At 57.7% G+C, this 17,112-nt stretch carries 17 protein-coding genes and 1 pseudogene; 4 read left to right on the top strand and 14 right to left on the bottom strand.

Annotated features, from left to right (window positions below):
* Window positions 1-135: 135 nt before the first annotated feature.
* Both AKJ29_RS16770 and AKJ29_RS20260 read right to left on the bottom strand, forming a co-directional pair.
* Window positions 136-1,962 carry an ABCB family ABC transporter ATP-binding protein/permease gene (locus AKJ29_RS16770; protein ID WP_055192676.1) on the bottom strand — a complete coding sequence of 609 codons (1,827 nt, stop codon included), beginning with the start codon at window positions 1,960-1,962 and terminating at the stop codon, window positions 136-138.
* Window positions 1,963-2,076: 114 nt separating this feature from the next.
* Window positions 2,077-3,384, bottom strand: coding sequence for a LysM peptidoglycan-binding domain-containing protein (locus AKJ29_RS20260; RefSeq protein ID WP_235477684.1), 1,308 nt, complete (start codon window positions 3,382-3,384; stop codon window positions 2,077-2,079).
* A gap of 250 nt (window positions 3,385-3,634) precedes the next feature.
* On the opposite strand from AKJ29_RS20260, the gene AKJ29_RS16780 reads away from it, so the two are divergent.
* Entirely contained in the window at window positions 3,635-4,216 is a 582-nt protein-coding gene (locus AKJ29_RS16780) for an LOG family protein (RefSeq protein ID WP_055192678.1), read from the top strand.
* Here the strand turns inward: AKJ29_RS16780 and rarD are convergent.
* From rarD to AKJ29_RS16840, 12 genes and pseudogenes are all read right to left on the bottom strand, one after another.
* Entirely contained in the window at window positions 4,171-5,097 is a 927-nt protein-coding gene (gene rarD, locus AKJ29_RS16785; RefSeq protein WP_055192679.1) for an EamA family transporter RarD, read from the bottom strand. The genes AKJ29_RS16780 and rarD overlap by 46 nt on opposite strands.
* Window positions 5,098-5,227: 130 nt before the next feature.
* A pseudogene (locus AKJ29_RS16790) lies at window positions 5,228-5,636 on the bottom strand (GFA family protein).
* A gap of 82 nt (window positions 5,637-5,718) precedes the next feature.
* Window positions 5,719-6,318 (bottom strand): superoxide dismutase, encoded by a 600-nt coding sequence (locus tag AKJ29_RS16795; RefSeq protein ID WP_055192680.1) that lies wholly within the window; start codon window positions 6,316-6,318, stop codon window positions 5,719-5,721.
* A gap of 93 nt (window positions 6,319-6,411) precedes the next feature.
* Window positions 6,412-7,071: a hypothetical protein gene (locus tag AKJ29_RS16800; RefSeq protein WP_139231490.1), complete on the bottom strand. Its 660-nt coding sequence runs from the start codon at window positions 7,069-7,071 to the stop codon at window positions 6,412-6,414.
* 255 nt (window positions 7,072-7,326) lie between these two features.
* Window positions 7,327-7,755, bottom strand: a complete 429-nt coding sequence (locus tag AKJ29_RS16805) for a hypothetical protein (protein ID WP_055192682.1) — start codon at window positions 7,753-7,755, stop codon at window positions 7,327-7,329.
* A gap of 282 nt (window positions 7,756-8,037) precedes the next feature.
* On the bottom strand, window positions 8,038-8,454 hold the full coding sequence (locus tag AKJ29_RS16810) for a hypothetical protein (RefSeq protein WP_055192683.1): 417 nt from the start codon (window positions 8,452-8,454) through the stop codon (window positions 8,038-8,040).
* A 65-nt stretch (window positions 8,455-8,519) separates the two neighbouring features.
* Window positions 8,520-9,032 (bottom strand): hypothetical protein, encoded by a 513-nt coding sequence (locus tag AKJ29_RS16815; protein ID WP_055192684.1) that lies wholly within the window; start codon window positions 9,030-9,032, stop codon window positions 8,520-8,522.
* Window positions 9,017-9,451, bottom strand: a complete 435-nt coding sequence (locus AKJ29_RS16820; RefSeq protein ID WP_139231491.1) for a hypothetical protein — start codon at window positions 9,449-9,451, stop codon at window positions 9,017-9,019. Before AKJ29_RS16820 ends, AKJ29_RS16815 begins: the two co-directional genes overlap by 16 nt.
* Before the next feature lie 85 nt (window positions 9,452-9,536).
* Window positions 9,537-10,091, bottom strand: coding sequence for a sarcosine oxidase subunit gamma (locus AKJ29_RS16825; protein ID WP_055192686.1), 555 nt, complete (start codon window positions 10,089-10,091; stop codon window positions 9,537-9,539).
* Window positions 10,084-13,107, bottom strand: a complete 3,024-nt coding sequence (locus tag AKJ29_RS16830) for a sarcosine oxidase subunit alpha family protein (protein ID WP_055192687.1) — start codon at window positions 13,105-13,107, stop codon at window positions 10,084-10,086. The genes AKJ29_RS16825 and AKJ29_RS16830 overlap by 8 nt, the downstream gene beginning before the upstream one ends.
* Complete coding sequence (locus tag AKJ29_RS16835; protein ID WP_055192688.1) at window positions 13,104-13,427, bottom strand: sarcosine oxidase subunit delta; 324 nt, start codon at window positions 13,425-13,427, stop codon at window positions 13,104-13,106. The genes AKJ29_RS16830 and AKJ29_RS16835 overlap by 4 nt, the downstream gene beginning before the upstream one ends.
* Before the next feature lie 11 nt (window positions 13,428-13,438).
* Window positions 13,439-14,686 (bottom strand): sarcosine oxidase subunit beta family protein, encoded by a 1,248-nt coding sequence (locus AKJ29_RS16840; protein ID WP_055192716.1) that lies wholly within the window; start codon window positions 14,684-14,686, stop codon window positions 13,439-13,441.
* Window positions 14,687-14,960: 274 nt separating this feature from the next.
* On the opposite strand from AKJ29_RS16840, the gene ccmI reads away from it, so the two are divergent.
* The 3 genes from ccmI to AKJ29_RS16855 are packed head-to-tail and all read left to right on the top strand — an operon-like array spanning window position 14,961 to window position 16,959.
* Window positions 14,961-16,232, top strand: a complete 1,272-nt coding sequence (ccmI, locus tag AKJ29_RS16845) for a c-type cytochrome biogenesis protein CcmI (RefSeq protein WP_055192689.1) — start codon at window positions 14,961-14,963, stop codon at window positions 16,230-16,232.
* Between the two features lie 53 nt (window positions 16,233-16,285).
* The gene (ruvX, locus tag AKJ29_RS16850) at window positions 16,286-16,705 is read left to right on the top strand and encodes a Holliday junction resolvase RuvX (RefSeq protein WP_409360044.1); all 420 of its coding nucleotides are present in this window, start codon (window positions 16,286-16,288) and stop codon (window positions 16,703-16,705) included.
* A complete protein-coding gene (locus AKJ29_RS16855) occupies window positions 16,705-16,959 on the top strand; it encodes a DUF1289 domain-containing protein (RefSeq protein ID WP_055192690.1) in 255 nt (84 codons plus the stop codon). The genes ruvX and AKJ29_RS16855 overlap by 1 nt, the downstream gene beginning before the upstream one ends.
* Window positions 16,960-17,112 lie beyond the last annotated feature (153 nt).

The following is a 17,112-nucleotide window of genomic DNA, read 5'->3' on the forward strand; positions in this document are numbered from 1 at the left end:
AATACACCCCGCCACTTTACTGACAGGGGGATAGCTTTCAACATTTACGGCACAGGCTGGCGGAAAATCCGCCCCTTTTTCTGATCCGTATCTCTGATACTGTGCCCCGGCTTCGCGCACGGCTGTAATCATTGATCACGCCACGCCAGCCATGTCTTCCTCGCTGTCGCTCGCCTGACGGGCCCACATGGCGGCATAGCGCCCCTCGCGGGCCAACAGCTCCTCATGGCGGCCCTGCTCGACCACTTGCCCCTGTTCCAGCACCACAATCTGGTCCGCGTCAGCAATGGTCGACAAACGGTGGGCGATGGTAATGACCGTGCGCCCCTGCCCCATTTCCCGCAGGCTGTCCTGAATATCGCGCTCGGTCTGGGTGTCCAGCGCCGAGGTGGCCTCATCCAAAAGCAGGATCGGCGGGTTTTTCAACAAGGTGCGCGCAATCCCCACGCGTTGTTTTTCCCCACCTGAGAGTTTCAATCCCCGCTCGCCAACAGGCGTTTCATAGCCTTCGGGCAAGCCCACGACAAAATCATGAATCTTTGCCGCTTTGGCGGCGGCCTCAACCTCGGCCCGCGTGGCGTCAGGATTTCCATAAGCGATATTGTAATAAATCGTGTCGTTGAACAGAACCGTATCCTGCGGCACCACGCCAATTGCATCATGCAGGCTGTCCAGCGTCACATCCCGCACGTCCTGCCCATCGATTTTCAGCGCCCCCCCGCTCACATCGTAGAACCGAAACAAAAGCCGCCCGATGGTGGATTTTCCCGCTCCGGAGGGACCAACAATGGCCACAGTCTGTCCGGCCCCGGCCTTGAGCGAGACCCCTTTCAGGATCGGTCGATCCGCATCATAGCCAAATTGAAGATTGTCAAATTCCAACGCTGCGCCATCAACTTTCAGATCCGGCGCGCCCGGTTTGTCTACCACCTCGGCGGGTTGTTCGAGCAGGTCAAACATCTCTCCCATATCCACCAATGACTGGCGGATCTCTCGATAGACGGTGCCGAGAAAATTGAGCGGCATGGTGATCTGGATCATATAGGCGTTGACCATGACGAAATCGCCCACTGTCAGCTGGCCCTGTTCGACCCCGATCGCGGCCATGACCATGACCGCCACCAGACCACCGGTGATCAGAAGCGCCTGACCGAAATTGAGAAAGGCCAGAGAATAGGAGGTCTTGAGGGCGGCCTTTTCATACCCCTCCATCGCCACGTCGTAACGGGCTGCCTCACGCGCTTCGGCGCCGAAATACTTCACCGTTTCGAAATTGAGCAGGCTGTCGATCGCTTTCTGGTTGGCGTCCGTATCCTGTTCATTCATCTCTTTGCGGATTTTCACCCGCCATTCCGTGACTTTGAATGTGAAGGTTACATAGGCCCAAATCGTCACAACAACGGCGACCAAATACCAGACATCAAAGACAAAAAACAGGATTGCGGCGATCATGGCCAGTTCAAGGATCAGCGGCCCCATGGAAAACAGAAGGAACCGCAAAAGGAACTCGACCCCTTTCACCCCACGCTCAATGATCCGGCTCAGCCCCCCGGTCTTGCGCGTGATGTGATAGCGCATTGAGAGGCGGTGAATATGGGTAAACGTTTCAAGGGCAAGCTGGCGCAGGGCCCGCTGCCCAACGCGGGCAAAGATCGCATCACGCAATTGCTGAAACCCATTGGCCATCACCCGCGCCAGACCATAGGCCAGCGTCAGCCCAACCGCCCCCAGGCCAAGAAACGTGGCGGGGCTTGCGTCTTTGGCAAGCGCATCCACCGCTTCTTTGTAAAGGAAGGGCGTGGCCACGGTGACCAGCTTGGACAGCAGCAACATTGCCATCGCCCAGATGACCCGTTTTTTCACCCAGCCCTGCCCCTCGGGCCAGAGATAGGGCAGAACGCGCTGAATAATCGTCAGGCTGTTGTCCGGAACTTTTGTTGCCGTGATGTGATTATGTCTCATGCAATGCCCTCTTCCTCACGCCCAGGCAGATCAAAGGATGGGCGAAACAAACACATAGGCCCCCCCCTGCCAAAGGTCGAGGGGAACCCAGTGAATAAGCCGGTGACGGTCTGATCAGTTTGCTACAGGCACATGAAACACCTGACCGGGATAGATCAGATCCGGGTTGCGGATTTTGCCCCGGTTGGCATCAAACACCTGCACATACAGGACCCCTTCCCCCAAATTGTCGCGCGCAATGGCCCAAAGGGTTGCGCCCGGCTGCACCGTCACAAGGCGTGGACGGGAGGGGGCAGGATCCGGCTGAACTGCATCTGCGGCAGGCGCAGGCTCTGCCTCAGCGGCCAGATCCGTCTTCTGAGCAGAAGCCACCCCGTCCGCACCTGCCCCATCTTGCGCACCAGACACAGGCTGTGGCGCTGGCGTGTCAGTGGCTTCAGAGGACAGGGTGGCAATCTGCGCAGGATCTTCCCGTTTGAACGGGGTTTCAACCCGCGACAGGACAGTGCCATTCGCATCACGGGCCTCGACGCTCAGATCATAAACTCCCGCAGCCACTGCAGGCAGGTCCATACGCCATTGCCCGTCTTCCCCGACCGTGGTGTCCATCAGCGCTGCACCATCCAGAAATACCTGAATTGTGGCGCCCGCAACCGACCGCCCAGCAAGGGTGACGGCTCCCAGCGCATCATAGGCGATGCTGTCGATCCGAACCTTATCGTCCTCATCATCCACGGCGTCCTGCAATACCCTGATCCCCGCTTGATCCGCCAACAGCACCTGAGGCGCTGTCGGTGAACCGGTTTGCGCTCCGCTGTCTTGGGCAGTGTCACTTTGCGCAAGATCGTCGGCAGGATCTTTTTCGGGACTGGCGGAGGGGGCATCTGGCTCCGGCTCGGAGGTGGCCAGAACCGGTGCGGCGATCGGACCAATGATGACCGACTCGTCCGAGCTGCGGAGCTCTTGCCCATCGACCATCAGCTTCATGACGCGGGGGGTATCAGATGGGGGCAGCGACAGGAGTGCTACAAAATTGCCGCTGCCATCCACCTCAACCTGCCCCGCTTCTGCATCATCCAGAAGGATCTGCACATGGGCGCCGGGAGGGGCCTGACCGGCAATAACCGCGGCCCCATCGGGGTCAACCCGCACCACGTCGAACCGCGGCGCCTGTGCGGCTGGGTCTGCCTCGTCGGTCCCCGGATGCTCCGCCGTGTCCGTCGGGGCGGGCGCGGTCGTGGTGCCGGTCGTATCTTCGCCCGTCCCCGGTTCCGCAACCATCTGGGGTTGCCACCCTGTCGTTGCTGGCGCCCCGGTATCGCGCGACACCCACCAGCCAAGGGCCACAAGCACAAGCGCCAGCGCGGCACCGCCACCAACCAGCGCCCCGGCACCCATGCCGGAGGTTTTCTCTGAAGTCATCTTCATCCCCTTATGGCCGGATCAACGGTCTTCCCTTCCTTTGATCTGGCCTGTTGTTTCACCTGTCAACACCTACGCATTTCACACTGATACCAATCCGATGTCCCGCCTCAGTTTTCGTTCATGACCCTGTCTGTTTCAGGGCCGCAGGCTTGTCTTTTCCGCAAGGTCCGGCAAACCTGCCGTGACGCTTGAGCAAACCTAACAACCTCGTTATCACCGGTCAAAAGATCTATTGAAAGAAATGCCTATGTCGCCCTCTGCCGCTCTCACCTATTCAGCCTCGGTCTGCGTGTTCTGTGGTGCACGTATGGGCAATGATCCCGCCTTTGAACACAGCGCGGTCCAACTGGGGCAGGTCCTCGCGAAAGAAGGCTGGCGTCTGGTCTATGGTGCCGGCGATGTGGGCATCATGGGGGCAGTGGCGAAATCGGCGCAGGCCGCTGGGGCCGAGACCTTTGGCGTGATCCCTGTGCATCTGATGGGGCGCGAAGTTGGCAAGCGGGACCTGACCGCCTTTGTGGTCACCGAAAACATGCATGAACGCAAGAAAGTCATGTTCATGAACTCTGACGCGATTGTGGTGCTGCCGGGCGGGGCCGGGTCGCTGGACGAGTTTTTCGAAGTGCTGACCTGGCGCCAGCTGGGGTTGCACGACAAACCGATCATTTTGCTTAATATCAACGGCTATTGGGATCCGCTGATTGCCCTGATGGATCATGTGATCGCACAGGGCTTTGCCGGGCCTGACATCCGCGACAACACGCTGGCTGCGGATGATGTGGATCAGATTACAGCCCTTTTGCGCGACCGCCTGAGCGCGCGTTCCTGACCGAAAGCGGCCAGAGAATAGATCACCAATGCGGCCCAGATCAGGGGCAGCGCAATGGCATGCCAGCGGGTCACGGGTTCGGCAAAAATCAGGCTTGCGCAGAGGAATTGCAGGCTTGGGTTCAGATATTGCACCACCCCCACCGTGGACAGGGGCAATTGCTTGGACGCATAGCTGAACAGGATCAGCGGACCCGCGGTCAGGGCCCCGGAGCCGATCAACATCAGGCTGTCAAAAAGGTCATGGCCAAACACCCCCAGATTGCGATCAAACAGCCCGGTCCAGCCTTGCAGATGCACCCCCGCCAACCAGATCAGCGCCAGAGGGGCCAAAAGCAGCACCTCAGCCGTAACTGAAACAACCGGCCCGGCCTGCACCCGTTTCTTGATCACACCGTAAAAGGCAAATGTGCTGGCCAGAAACAGTGAAATCCAAGGAGGCACCCCGAGACCAAAGGTGAGAATGGCCACGGCCAGAGCCGCCAGTCCAATGGCAACCAGCTTGCCACGCCCAAGCACCTCGCCATAGATCATCCGCGCCAAAAGCACGGTCACCAGCGGGAAGATGTAATAGCCCAGGCTGGCCTCAACCGCCTTTCCGATCTGGATCGAAATGATGAACCCGCCCCAGTTGGCCGAAATCATCACGCTGGCAATGGCCACCAGCAACACCCCCTGGGGATCACGACGCAGATGGAAAAGATCTGGCAAGCGCCGCTGAACCGTCAGAACCGTGCTGAACAGGACAAGCGACCAAAGCGTGCGATGGCTGAGCAGTTCCAGCGGAGGAACATGCGCCAGAGCCTTGTAATAGAGCGGTGACAGCCCCCAGATGGTGCAGGCCAGCAAAATGGCAATAATGGCTTTGGTGCTGTCGCGCATCGGGGCTTTCCGGGAAGAGGTGAAAACGAAAGCATTTCACATGTGAATTCCGCGCGAAGATGGCATGGATTGGATCCAATCCCAAGCAAAAACCCCGGCCTGCCCTGAATTCACCGGCACGATCCCAAACTCAGCTTTTGGAGTAGCGCAAGATCCCTGCAATCCCACTGGCCCCATCTGAGGGGTGGTTCACGCCGTCATGCACCACAAGTTCGGGGAAATCGAACGGGCTGACCCCATCCAGACAGGCGACATTTACCCCATATTCATTGGGGTTGAAGCGGCGCTGATGGTGGGTATAGATGCCACAAATCTTGCAGAAATAATGTTTCTGCTGTGCCTGTGCCAAATTGGTAGAGGGTGAGGCTATCCGCCCCTCCGGTAATGCGAATGCCATCAAGCGGGGCCGACACGGCCACCGCACCACGCATCCGACAAAAGCTGCAATCACAACGCCGGGCCCGGTCCAGGGCCTCGGACAACACCACGTCAAACTGGACTGCGCCACAATGACAGGCCGCTTTTCTCACATCACTCATACTCTTAACCTTTCCAATTCCACCAAACAAAAAGGGGCGCCCAAAGAGCGCCCCTTCGTAAAACCCGTTGCAATCGCGCTGCTTACAGGCGCGATGCCACGTTTTCCCAGTTCACCAGGTTTTCCAGGAAGTTGTCCAGATAGGCCGGGCGCTTGTTGCGGAAATCGATGTAGTAGGAATGCTCCCACACATCGCAGCCCAAAAGCGCGGTCTGGCCGAAGCAGAGCGGGTTCACGCCGTTTTCGGTCTTGGTCACAGCCAGCGACCCGTCAGCGTTTTTCACCAGCCAGGCCCAGCCCGAACCGAACTGACCAGCGCCAGCAGCAGCAAACTGCGATTTGAAATCGGCAACCGAACCGAAGTTCTCAACGATGGCTTTTTCCAGCTCACCCGGCATGGCGGATTTACCCGGCCCCATCATTTCCCAGAACTGGTTGTGGTTCCACAGCTGCGAAATGTTATTGAAGATGCCGTTTTGCGCCACGGACGATTTGTCATAGGTGCCGACAATGATCTCTTCAAGGGTCTTGCCCTCCCACTCGGTGCCAGCGATGGCGGCGTTGCCGTTGGTCACATAGGCATTGTGGTGCAGGTCGTGGTGGAATTCCATGGTTTCCGCCGACATGCCAAACTCGGCAAGGGCGTCATGTGCATAAGGAAGGTCGGGAAGTTCAAAAGCCATTGGTAGGGCCCTCATCTGTCGCGTGTTTTTGTTCTCGTTCTAAATGGGGTAGTTGGGTGGTATGGGTCAAGGGGAGAAGAGGGAAATCTCGCATCATCCATCATTAATATGGTTCAGACATTCTTCTTTTGTCATGAAAACGGTCGTTGTATGCGTCGGGCCATTATAAATGAACTCCAACACTTTGACCGGTCCGCGAAAATACCCGGAAAACTCCTGACACATCTCATCTGCGTCAGGACCGTCAAACATGTTCATGCGCCCCGGTTCCAGATCGTCGAACGCATAAGAGTATACGATCTGGTAAAGCCCGTTTTCGAAGGCAACACGTTCGGCGACGATCCCCGGAGACACTTCGCTTGGCATTGACAGATTCAGCGCCAACACCTCATTTCGGATTGCCTTACGGCCAATTGGCAGGCCGTTTATGTTGAAGGTAAACAAATTATACCCATATCCGACACCGCCCAGCAGGATAATGACCAGCCCCGCCCATGACCAAAAGGACGGCACCCGATCATTGTTCATTGCGCGATACTGGCCACGGGCAAGCAGCAGGCAGTAAACAATACCCACAACAATGGCAAAATTCATAATGCCGTCGGCCAGCCAGTCCTGATCGTTGACATAAAGCCCCAACGTACCAGCGGTGATCGCAATGAACACCCCCCGCATCAGGAAATTGAAGCCGACAAACCCGCCCCAATATGTCTGGGTTACCGTCAGCTCACCTGCAAAAAGTTTTCTCAACATTAAATAAATCCAAAACCAGTGAAAAAGGCGCATCTCAACTTAAAGATGCGCCCAGAACAGTCCTTTTGGACGGGTTTGTCAATTAGGAAACACGCCTTTCCCCGGCACCGCAGCGGCGCCACTGGTCACAATCTCTTAGGGGGAGAGGCCATGGTGGATTTTCATGCTTTGCCCAAACCCTCCTACTCGACAAACACGTCATGTGCGTAAGGAAGACAGGGGCGTTCAAAAGCCCCTGGTTGGGCTCTCACCACCTTATTTCACCTGACACGTCCCCGTGGACCGGAATGTATTTCGGAACCCGCGCGGCTTCATCGACATCGTCGCTGATAAATCCGATTTTTGAATGGTCAGGCGATAGGCCAAATCATGGGCCAACACCTTGCCGCCATACTGGTTTTTTCCCGGAACTTTCTTGACGGAGTAGGCAAAGGTGATGCGCTTGGCGTTGTCCACGGCAACTTGCCCTTCGATCGGATCCCCGAACATCTCCTGGATCAAACCATCCAGCACTTTGACCTCACCGGTCTTTTCATCATGCCAAACATAGAGGTCAGGCGGCAGGCTACCAGCATCCCCGCCGCTGCTTTCTTTTTGAATTTTGCAATAATACTCTGCCGCCGTCGCCTGCCCCAACGAGGCCCCAAGAGAAATGACTGCAACCGCCAGGAACTTTGTAAACACGTCTTACTCCTCAATCAGAAATCAAACCATCTATGATTGATTCCCTCATAGATTTAAAGAGTGCCAAGAACCAATCAGTTCAAAAAAACCATCTTTGCCGCAAGGTAAGAAAAGACCCCGGCGACCTGAACAATCACCGGGGTCTGCATGATCCAATTTCGGTCCAGATCAAGCCCAGACCTCGCCTCCCGGAAGCGCTGCATCCTTCAACAGGCCATAGGCAAATTGCTCCACGGAACGGAAGAAGACCGGGTTCCCGTCCCCGCCATTCCCGTCATCAACTCACACGATGCTGCATTTTCCTTTGCCGCGGAACGTATTAAGAAAACCCAAGGGTTTGACCGAGGTCCTGGCCTGCAGGTTCGCCTTCACAATTGTAAACTTATACACAATATTCTGCATCATCGCTGTGCCGCCTTCGGTCGTTCCAACCTTGAGCCCAGAGACATTCCAAGAATAGGTCGTGCGCTTGGCGTTATCCGTCGAAATACGGGCTTCAATCGGTTGACCATAGATCTCCTTGATTAACCCGTCGAAAACAACAACTTCACCTGTCGCCTTATCATGTTCGATAAACGTTACGGATGGGATCAACCAATCTTCGTGACCGGTATCTGGCTTGACCTCACATTTATATGTATCAGCGATTGCAGAAAATGGTGCCAAAGCAACAACGCCAGCAAATACGAGATGTTTCATTTTGTTCTCCTAATTAATGGATAAGTATTTTTGCAGTGATTTCACCGTTGCAGGTGATGATCTTGTCATTGCCGACCAATACATTTTCCGGTTGTTCTGTATTTTTCTTCCGTGAAGAAATAATCGGGTTCTACCCCTGCAGCTTTCAAAAGAGCAGGCCTGCCGTCTTTGTAGAGCGTAAGCTCATATTTCGTGCGCCCCAGAATACTTGCACTGCTTCTCCCGCTGCTGCGCCACACATCCGAGTTGCCAAACCAAAACACAAATCTCTTGCGAAGATTGTTTTCGAACACCACCTCAGCCTTCAGTGCGCGTTCTCCAAAGCGATCAAACAGCTTTGCCCGCACTGAACCAAAGGCCCGCGCGGGATCATCATCAAGGCGGATCTGGTCAGGAACCCATAACCGGTACCGGTCCGGGATCTTGAAAGTACAGTCATAGGTTTCTGCCGCAGCAGGCGCGGCAAGCAGGAACAGGGAAAGTGAGGATACGAGAAATGATTTCATTACTTTAACCATCAGATATTCAGTTTTCGAGGCATCAGACAGGCAACCCAGCTGTGCTATTTCTTCTTGCACTCACCTTTGAAGCGAACCTTCAAATTGCTCCAGCCAAGTGTTTCCGGCTTGGTTGTCGCTTTCAGGAGCGCCGGGCGTTCATCTGAGTAAATCGTCAAGGAGTATCGGGCACTGCCCACGTCACGCCTTGCATACCCACCAGCATTCGTCACGCTTGGGTCGATATTTTGAAATCCAAACCTGATCCGCTCATCGGTACTGAGCATCAGCTTTGCTGGAATAAAGGACTTTCCTGATTTCCGGAAAATCTCTGCCGACACTTTATCGCGCCCGTAATCCCGGTCACGGATCAGGGTAATTTGCGCCGGCACCCAGTCCCGGTGCCGTTCTGTCACGTCAAACGTGCAGATCAAGGTTTCAGCAATGGCAGGAGCGGCTAAACTGCTCGCCAGCATTGTAGAAAAAACAATATATTTCATAAAGTTAACCCCGAAACAGCTTAGCGTTGCGCTAAATCAATTCGGGGTTAAACTCAATCTTGAATTGCAAGTTTGTCACTTGACGTCAGAAGACCTCGCCTCCAGGAAGCGCTGCATCCTTCAACAGGTCATAGGCATACTGCCCAACGGACCGGAAACAGACCAGTTCTGCGGTCTCTTCGTCGATCAGATGGAACGCCGCCGGGATCTGCGCGATGCGGGTACGGCGCAGTTGGCCCGGAACCATAACCGACACGTCAGCGGGGCTAAGTTTGGCCACCACTTCACGCGCTGCCTTGCCAATAACCCGGAACACGGCGCGCGCGTCAGAGACGTTCACCACAAGCGCATGTTCACCAGCCAGCGTGGCGTTCATCGCGTCGATGATGCCCGGAGCAGCCGCGTGATCCACGATCAGCAAAAGCTCATCCGGGGACATCCAGGCGGTGCGCCCCGCCTCGCCCGACAGGATTTCCCCCTGCCCCGGCATTTTGGTCCCGGTGGCTTCTTTCACCGCTTTCGCCAGTGTCTTCGAAGCCAGATCACCGCGCACGGTGATCATGCCCACGAGGCCCTGTTCTTCGATGCGGCAATAGCCGTCAAACGACGCGCCATTGAGTGCGGAAACAGCTTTAGACATTCTGCTTCTCCCCATCCTTGTCATAGAAGACCGGATCACAGATCCGCGCCTTGATCACTGTGTTGGTGCCATCCACGGTCGGGAAGGAAATCACCTCGCCCATCCGGTCGGGGCCGTGTTTCACAAGCCCCATGGCGATGCCGCGTTTCAGGGTTGGCGAATAATAGGTCGAGGTCACGCGCCCGATCACAACCTTCTGGCCGTTTTCGTTCACGCCTTCGCCCTGCGCATAGGCCCCGTCCGGCAGGACAGACCCATCGAGGGTTTCCAGCCCAACCAGTTTCCAGCGCTCCGGATCGGTCATATGGCTGCGCAGCTGGGCGCGTTTGCCAAGGAAGTCTTCCTTCTTCTTGGAAATCGCCCAGTTCAGCCCCAGATCCTGCGGGATCACCGTGCCGTCGGTTTCGTCGCCAATCATAATAAAGCCTTTTTCGGCCCGCATGATGTGCAGACATTCGGTGCCGTAAGGCATCACGCCGAACTCTTCCCCGGCTTCCAGAAGTGCATCCCAGAAGGCACGCCCCTGCGAGGCAGGCACAGCGATTTCATAGCTGAGCTCACCCGAAAACGAGATCCGGTAGGCGCGCGCATCGAATTCACCGATCTTGCCATCACGCCACTGCATGAAAGGCAGAGCCTCGGCAGACAGATCCATGCCGCCTTCGGCGCCCGCATTCAGCTTTTCCAGCACCTTGCGCGCGTATGGCCCCACAACGGCAACCTGCGCCAGCTGTTCGGTCACATTGGCGACATAGACTTTCCAGTCCCACCATTCGGTCTGCAGCCATTCTTCCATCCAGCCATGGATGCGATCGGCCCCACCCGAGGTGGTGTGACACAGCCAGGTGTCTTCGTCGATGCGGGCAACCACACCATCATCCGACAGGAAGCCGTTTTCCGAACACATCAGACCATAGCGACATTTGCCAACAGCCAGGTTCGACATCATGTTGGTATACATCATGTCCATGAACTTGCCTGCATCCGGCCCTTTGACAATCAGCTTACCAAGGGTCGATGCATCCAGCAGGCCGAGGTTCTCACGGGTGTTCAGCACCTCGCGATTGACCGCCTGCTCATGAGTCTCACCCTTGCGCGGATAGGTATAGGGACGGCGCCAGTGGCCAACCGGTTCCATATAGGCGCCCTGCTCTTCATGCCATTCATGCATCGGCGTGCGGCGAATGGGTTGAAAGATTTCGGCCCGTGCCTCACCAGTGATCGCGCCCATCGAAATGGGGTGATAGGGCGGGCGGAAGGTGGTGGTGCCGGTGGTCGGGATCTCTTGACCCAGGGCATTAGACAATACCGCCAAGCCGTTGATATTCGACAACTTCCCCTGATCCGTCGCCATGCCAAGTGTGGTATACCGCTTGGTGTGCTCAACGCTTTCATAGCCCTCACGAGCAGCAAGCTGCACGTCGGACACTTTCACGTCGTTCTGATAGTCCAGCCACATTTTCATGCGCTTTTTCGGACCTGCGCCCTGCGGCATGATCCAGACTGGCTCCAGAGCGGCTTCGGCCTCAGCTTCCCCTTTCGGAGCGGCCATCTCGCCTTCCCCCGCAGCAGCCAGACCGGCCTTCACGGCATTGTCCAGAACGGCACCCAGGGCGAACTCACCATCTGCCGAGCCTGCCGGGATCACAAAGCCTTCGCCATTTGCGCCAAGCGGCGGGCGGGAGGCGTCGGGGCGGAACATGGCGTTGGCCTCGTCCCAGTTGAGCTTGCCACCGCAATGTGACCAGAGGTGCACAACCGGGGACCAGCCGCCGGACATGGCAACCGCGTCACAGGCGATTTCTTCCAGCGTGGCCCCTTCGCCTTGCTGGGCGCAGAGGGTCACACCGGTGACGGATTTGCCACCTTTGACCATGCCAATGGCTTTGCCGTTTTCCACGCGAATACCAGCCTCGCGAGCCGCATCCGCCAGCGCGCCGCCACCGTTGGGGCGGGCGTCGATGATCACCGGCACCTCAAGACCAGCCGCCTTCACGGCCAGCGCGGTGCGATAGGCGTCGTCATTGTTGGTCACAACCACCACACGGTCGCCGGCGGAAACACCCCAGTTCACGAGGTAATCACGCACGGCACCGGCCAGCATCACGCCGGGGATGTCGTTGCCTGCAAAAGACAGCGGACGTTCAATGGCACCGGTTGCGGTGACAATCTTGCCAGCCCGGATCCGCCACAGGCGGTGACGCGGACGACCATCGCCGGGGGTGTGATCTGCCACACGTTCGTAGCCAGTCACATAACCGTGATCATAAACCCCTGCCCCCATAGTGCGGGTGCGGAGCGTCACATTGTCCATCGCTTCCAGTTCAGCCACAGCGGCGTCGACCCACTCGGCAGGTGATTTGCCATCAATGGTGCCGCCATCCACAGGCGCACGACCGCCCCAGTGGTTGGTTTGCTCGATCAGCATGACCTTCTTGCCCGACTTAGCCGCGGCCAGGGCTGCGGCCAGACCGGCCACGCCACCGCCCACAACCAGAATATCGGTGTGGTGATAATAATGCTCGTAGCGATCGGCATCAAAAGTCTCAGCGTCAGGCGCTTTGCCCAGACCGGCGGATTGACGCACAATCGGTTCAAACACATGCTTCCAGCCCGCGCGCGGGAACATGAAGGTCTTGTAGTAGAACCCGGCAGGGAGCCAGCGCGACACGTAGTTGTTCACCACACCCACGTCGAACTCAAGGCTCGGCCAGTGGTTTTGCGACCCAGCGGTCAGACCGTCAAACAGCTCGGTAGTGGTGACACGTTGGTTCGGCTCAAAGCGCGCGCCTTCGCCCATGTTCACCAGGGCGTTCGGCTCTTCTGCTCCGCTCGCAATGATGCCGCGCGGACGGTGGTATTTGAACGAACGGCCCACAAGGGTCTGGCCTTCGCCCAGCAGAGCGGACGCAAGGGTATCCCCTTCAAAACCCTTCATTTTCTTGCCATTGAAGGTGAAGTTCTTCACCTTCGAGCGGTCGATCAGGCGACCGCCAGTTGAAAGACGGGTGCTCATTTATACCCCTCCCAGTCAGGGTGTTTCGCCTTGACCGCGTCGATCACGTCCTGCGGCGGTTCGGTGGTTTGCGCGGAATAGGTCGCATAGACTTCCAGCGTCATCGTATTGCGGGCCGCGTGGAACCACTTGCCGCAACCCGACGCATGGCGCCAGCGCTCAAAGTGAACCCCTTTCGGGTTCTTGCGCATGAAGAGATAGGTTTCAAATTCATCATCCGACGAGCCGGGACCAAAACGCTTCAGATGCGCTTCGCCACCGCCATGCAGATTGGTTTCATCGGCCATAACGCCGCAGTAAGGGCATTCAAGGATCAGCATCTCATATCCTCCTAGTGGGCCACGCCGGCCGCGACGCTTTCGTCGATAAAGCGGCCTTCGGTGAAGCGGTTGAGGCCAAATTCGGCAGCCAGCGGTCCGGGTTCGCCTTTGGCAACCAGCTCCGCCATCGCCCAGCCGGATCCGGGGATCGATTTGAACCCGCCGGTGCCCCAGCCTGCATTGATGAAGGTGTTGCCCAGTGGCGTTTTCGAAATGATCGGCGAGCGGTCGCCGGTCACATCCACGATTCCACCCCATTGGCGCAGCATCTTGAGGCGCGACACCATCGGGAAGGTCTCAACCAGCGCGCGCACGGTTTCCTCGATATGGTGGAACGACCCGCGCTGGGTGTAGTTGTTGAAGGCGTCAGTGCCGCCACCGATCACCATCTCGCCTTTGTCCGACTGGGACATATAGCCGTGCACGGTGTTGGCCATCACAACCACATCCATGCAGGGTTTGATCGGCTCAGACACCAGCGCCTGCAGCGCCACAGATTCCATCGGCAGGCGGAAGCCAGCCATGTCAGCCAGGTGACCCGAGTTACCGGCCACGACAATCGCCATCTTGTCACAGGCGATGTCGCCCAGGGTGGTGCGCACGCCGGTCACTTTGCCGTCGGCCTGATCCACGCCGGTCACTTCGCATTTCTGGATGATGTCCATGCCCATGTCAGAACACGCGCGAGCATAACCCCAGGCCACGGCATCGTGGCGCGCGGTGCCGGCGCGTTCCTGCCACAACGCGCCCAGAACGGGGTAGCGCGGGCCGTTGATATTCATGATCGGCACCAGTTCTTTTACGCGTTGGGGCGAAATGAACTCGGTCTTCACGCCTTGCAGCGCGTTGGCATGGGCCGTGCGCTGATAGCCGCGCACCTCATGATGGGTCTGCGCCAGCATCATCACACCACGGGGGCTGAACATGACGTTATAGTTCAGGTCCTGCGACATGGTCTCATAAAGGCTGCGCGCCTTTTCATAGATCGCCGCGGACGGATCCTGCAGATAGTTCGAGCGGATAATGGTGGTGTTCCGGCCCGTATTGCCGCCCCCCAGCCAGCCCTTTTCGATGATCGCCACATTGGTGATCCCGAAATTCTTGCCCAGGTAATAGGCGGTGGCCAGCCCGTGGCCGCCAGCGCCCACGATCACCACGTCATATTTCTTTTTAGGAGTGGGCGACTTCCAGGCGCGTTCCCACCCTTGGTGGTAGCGCACACCCTCCCGTGCGATGGCAAATGCCGAATAACGTCTCATGCTAACCCCGTCGAATCCTCTGATTGGGCGTTCGGTATCCTTCCCTTTTACGCTTTTGTGTGTCGCATCCTTGGCGATCCAGCGCCGTTTATAGGCAAAAAGCGACATTGAGGGTTTTACCCCTGATCGCAGTACAGATCACAGCTTGGTGATCAGGCCCTTTGCTTGACACATATCATGTCAACAGGGGCCGAATTGTCACATCTACGCTTTGGGGGTTTTTAACCCGGCCTTCCCCCATTACATGATACGGGACCAAACAGACGGAGATATCATGGTTTTCTGGGCACTCACCGGCGCAATTGTACTGGCCGCTGTTCTCATCCTGTCACGACAGATCCTACGCCGAACCCCCGAAGAGGCCGGATCGGAAATCACCTCGGACATGCAGATTTATCGCGACCAACTGAAAGAACTAGACCGGGATCTGGAACGGGGGACGGTTGGCAAGAACGAGGCAGACCGCACCCGTCTGGAAATCTCGCGTCGCCTGCTGGATGCCGACCGCCAGGCGCAGGCCCGAATGCGGGCAACCGATGCCCCAGAGGGCACAACCCGTCTGGCCATGGGGCTTGCTGCAACAGCGCTGATTACAGGCAGTTTTGGCCTTTATTGGGGGCTGGGCAGCCCCGGCGCCGAGGATCTTGGCCTTAAAAAGCGCATCGCAAAAGCAGAAGCGCTTCGTGTGGCACGACCGTCGCAGGCTGAAATCGAGGCCGAACGCCCCGAATGGTCTGGCCCCCCCGAAGGCACCCCCGAAAATTACATCAAACTGGTCGACAGCCTACGTGCCAAGATGCAGGAAACCCCGGAGGATCCCCGCGGGCTGGACCTCCTCGTGCAGCATGAAACAAATATGGGCAACCTCATCGCAGCCCGCACGGCCATGGATCGCCTGATGGAGATCAAGGGCTCCGAGGCCAGCTCGGACGACTATGCCCGTCAGGCGGATGTCATGATCATGACCGCCGGCGGCTTTGTTTCGCCCGAAGCCGAAGAAGCACTGCGCGTGGCGCTGATCAAAGATGCCTCAAATCCGGTGGCCCGTTATTATACCGGGCTGATGTTTGCCCAGAACTCACGCCCGGATCTGGCCTTCCGCCTGTGGCGCGCTCTTTTGGAAGAAGGTCCGGATGGCGCCCCCTGGATCACCCCGATCCGCACGCAGATCGAAAGGCTGGCACAGATGGCGGGTGAAAACTTCACCCTTCCACCGCGCGCAGCCAAGGCAACCGCCCCCCTGCCGTCGGCAGACCCCGACGGGTTGGCCGGTCCTTCAGCCGAAGACATGGCCGCCGCCGCAGAAATGAGTGACGAGGACCGTCAGGACATGATCCGAGGGATGGTGAACCAACTGTCCGAACGCCTTGCCACCGAGGGGGGCACACCTGCAGAATGGGCCCGACTGATCACCGTTCTGGGCGTGTTGGGCGATACCGAACGGGCTGCGGCCATTTGGGGCGAGGCCCAGAAAACATTTGCGGGCACGGGCGATGCGTTTGAAATGGTCAAACAAGCGGCTATTCAGGCCGGGGTGGCAGAGTGACCCCAGCTGTGATCCATGAGGATATTGCGGATTTCGCGGCAGCTCTCTCACCGATGACGGCCCTGGCGGGGCTGGACCTCGGCACCAAGACCATCGGGGTTGCGGTGTCCGACGGGTTTCGCCAGGTTGCCACCCCTTTGGAGACCATCAAACGCAAGAAATTCACACTGGATGCGGGGCGTATTCTTGAGATTGTCGCAGAGCGGCAGCTGGGCGGCATTGTCCTTGGCCTGCCCCGCAACATGGATGGCACCGAAGGGCCGCGCTGCCAATCCACACGCGCGTTTGCCAGAAATCTGGCCAAACTGACCGAGCTTCCCATCACCTTCTGGGATGAACGCCTGTCCACCGTGGCCGCCGAACGGGCCCTTCTGGAGGCGGATACGTCACGAAAGCGTCGCTCCGAGGTCATCGACCATGTCGCTGCCGGGTATATCCTGCAAGGAGTGCTGGATCGTATGAGGCATCTTTGATGGCGGATGACGGGAAAATCTGGGTGCGTGACGAGGTGGACAGCCCCTGCGTGAAAATCTGTGTTGTGCACCGCGACGCAGGCCTTTGCACCGGCTGCCTGCGCACGCTTGACGAAATCGCCAGCTGGTCATCCCTTCCGGCTGAAACCCGCCGCGAGATCATGGACACCCTCCCGGAACGCCGCTCGGAACTGACCAAACGTCGCGGTGGGCGACGCGCCCGTCAACGGCGAGCCATGGGGTTGGACGAATAACACCCCCTCCGTGCCGGGTTCACAGACCTAGGGCGTAGACCTATAAACGTTGATGTGATTCAAGATGTGAAATCTGGGAGGTTTCATGTCGTCGCATTTCTGGCTCACCGAAGAACAGTACAATAAAATCAGGCCCTTGTTGCCCAATACGCC

Source organism: Aliiroseovarius crassostreae (genome assembly GCF_001307765.1).
Taxonomy (GTDB): Bacteria; Pseudomonadota; Alphaproteobacteria; order Rhodobacterales; family Rhodobacteraceae; genus Aliiroseovarius; species Aliiroseovarius crassostreae.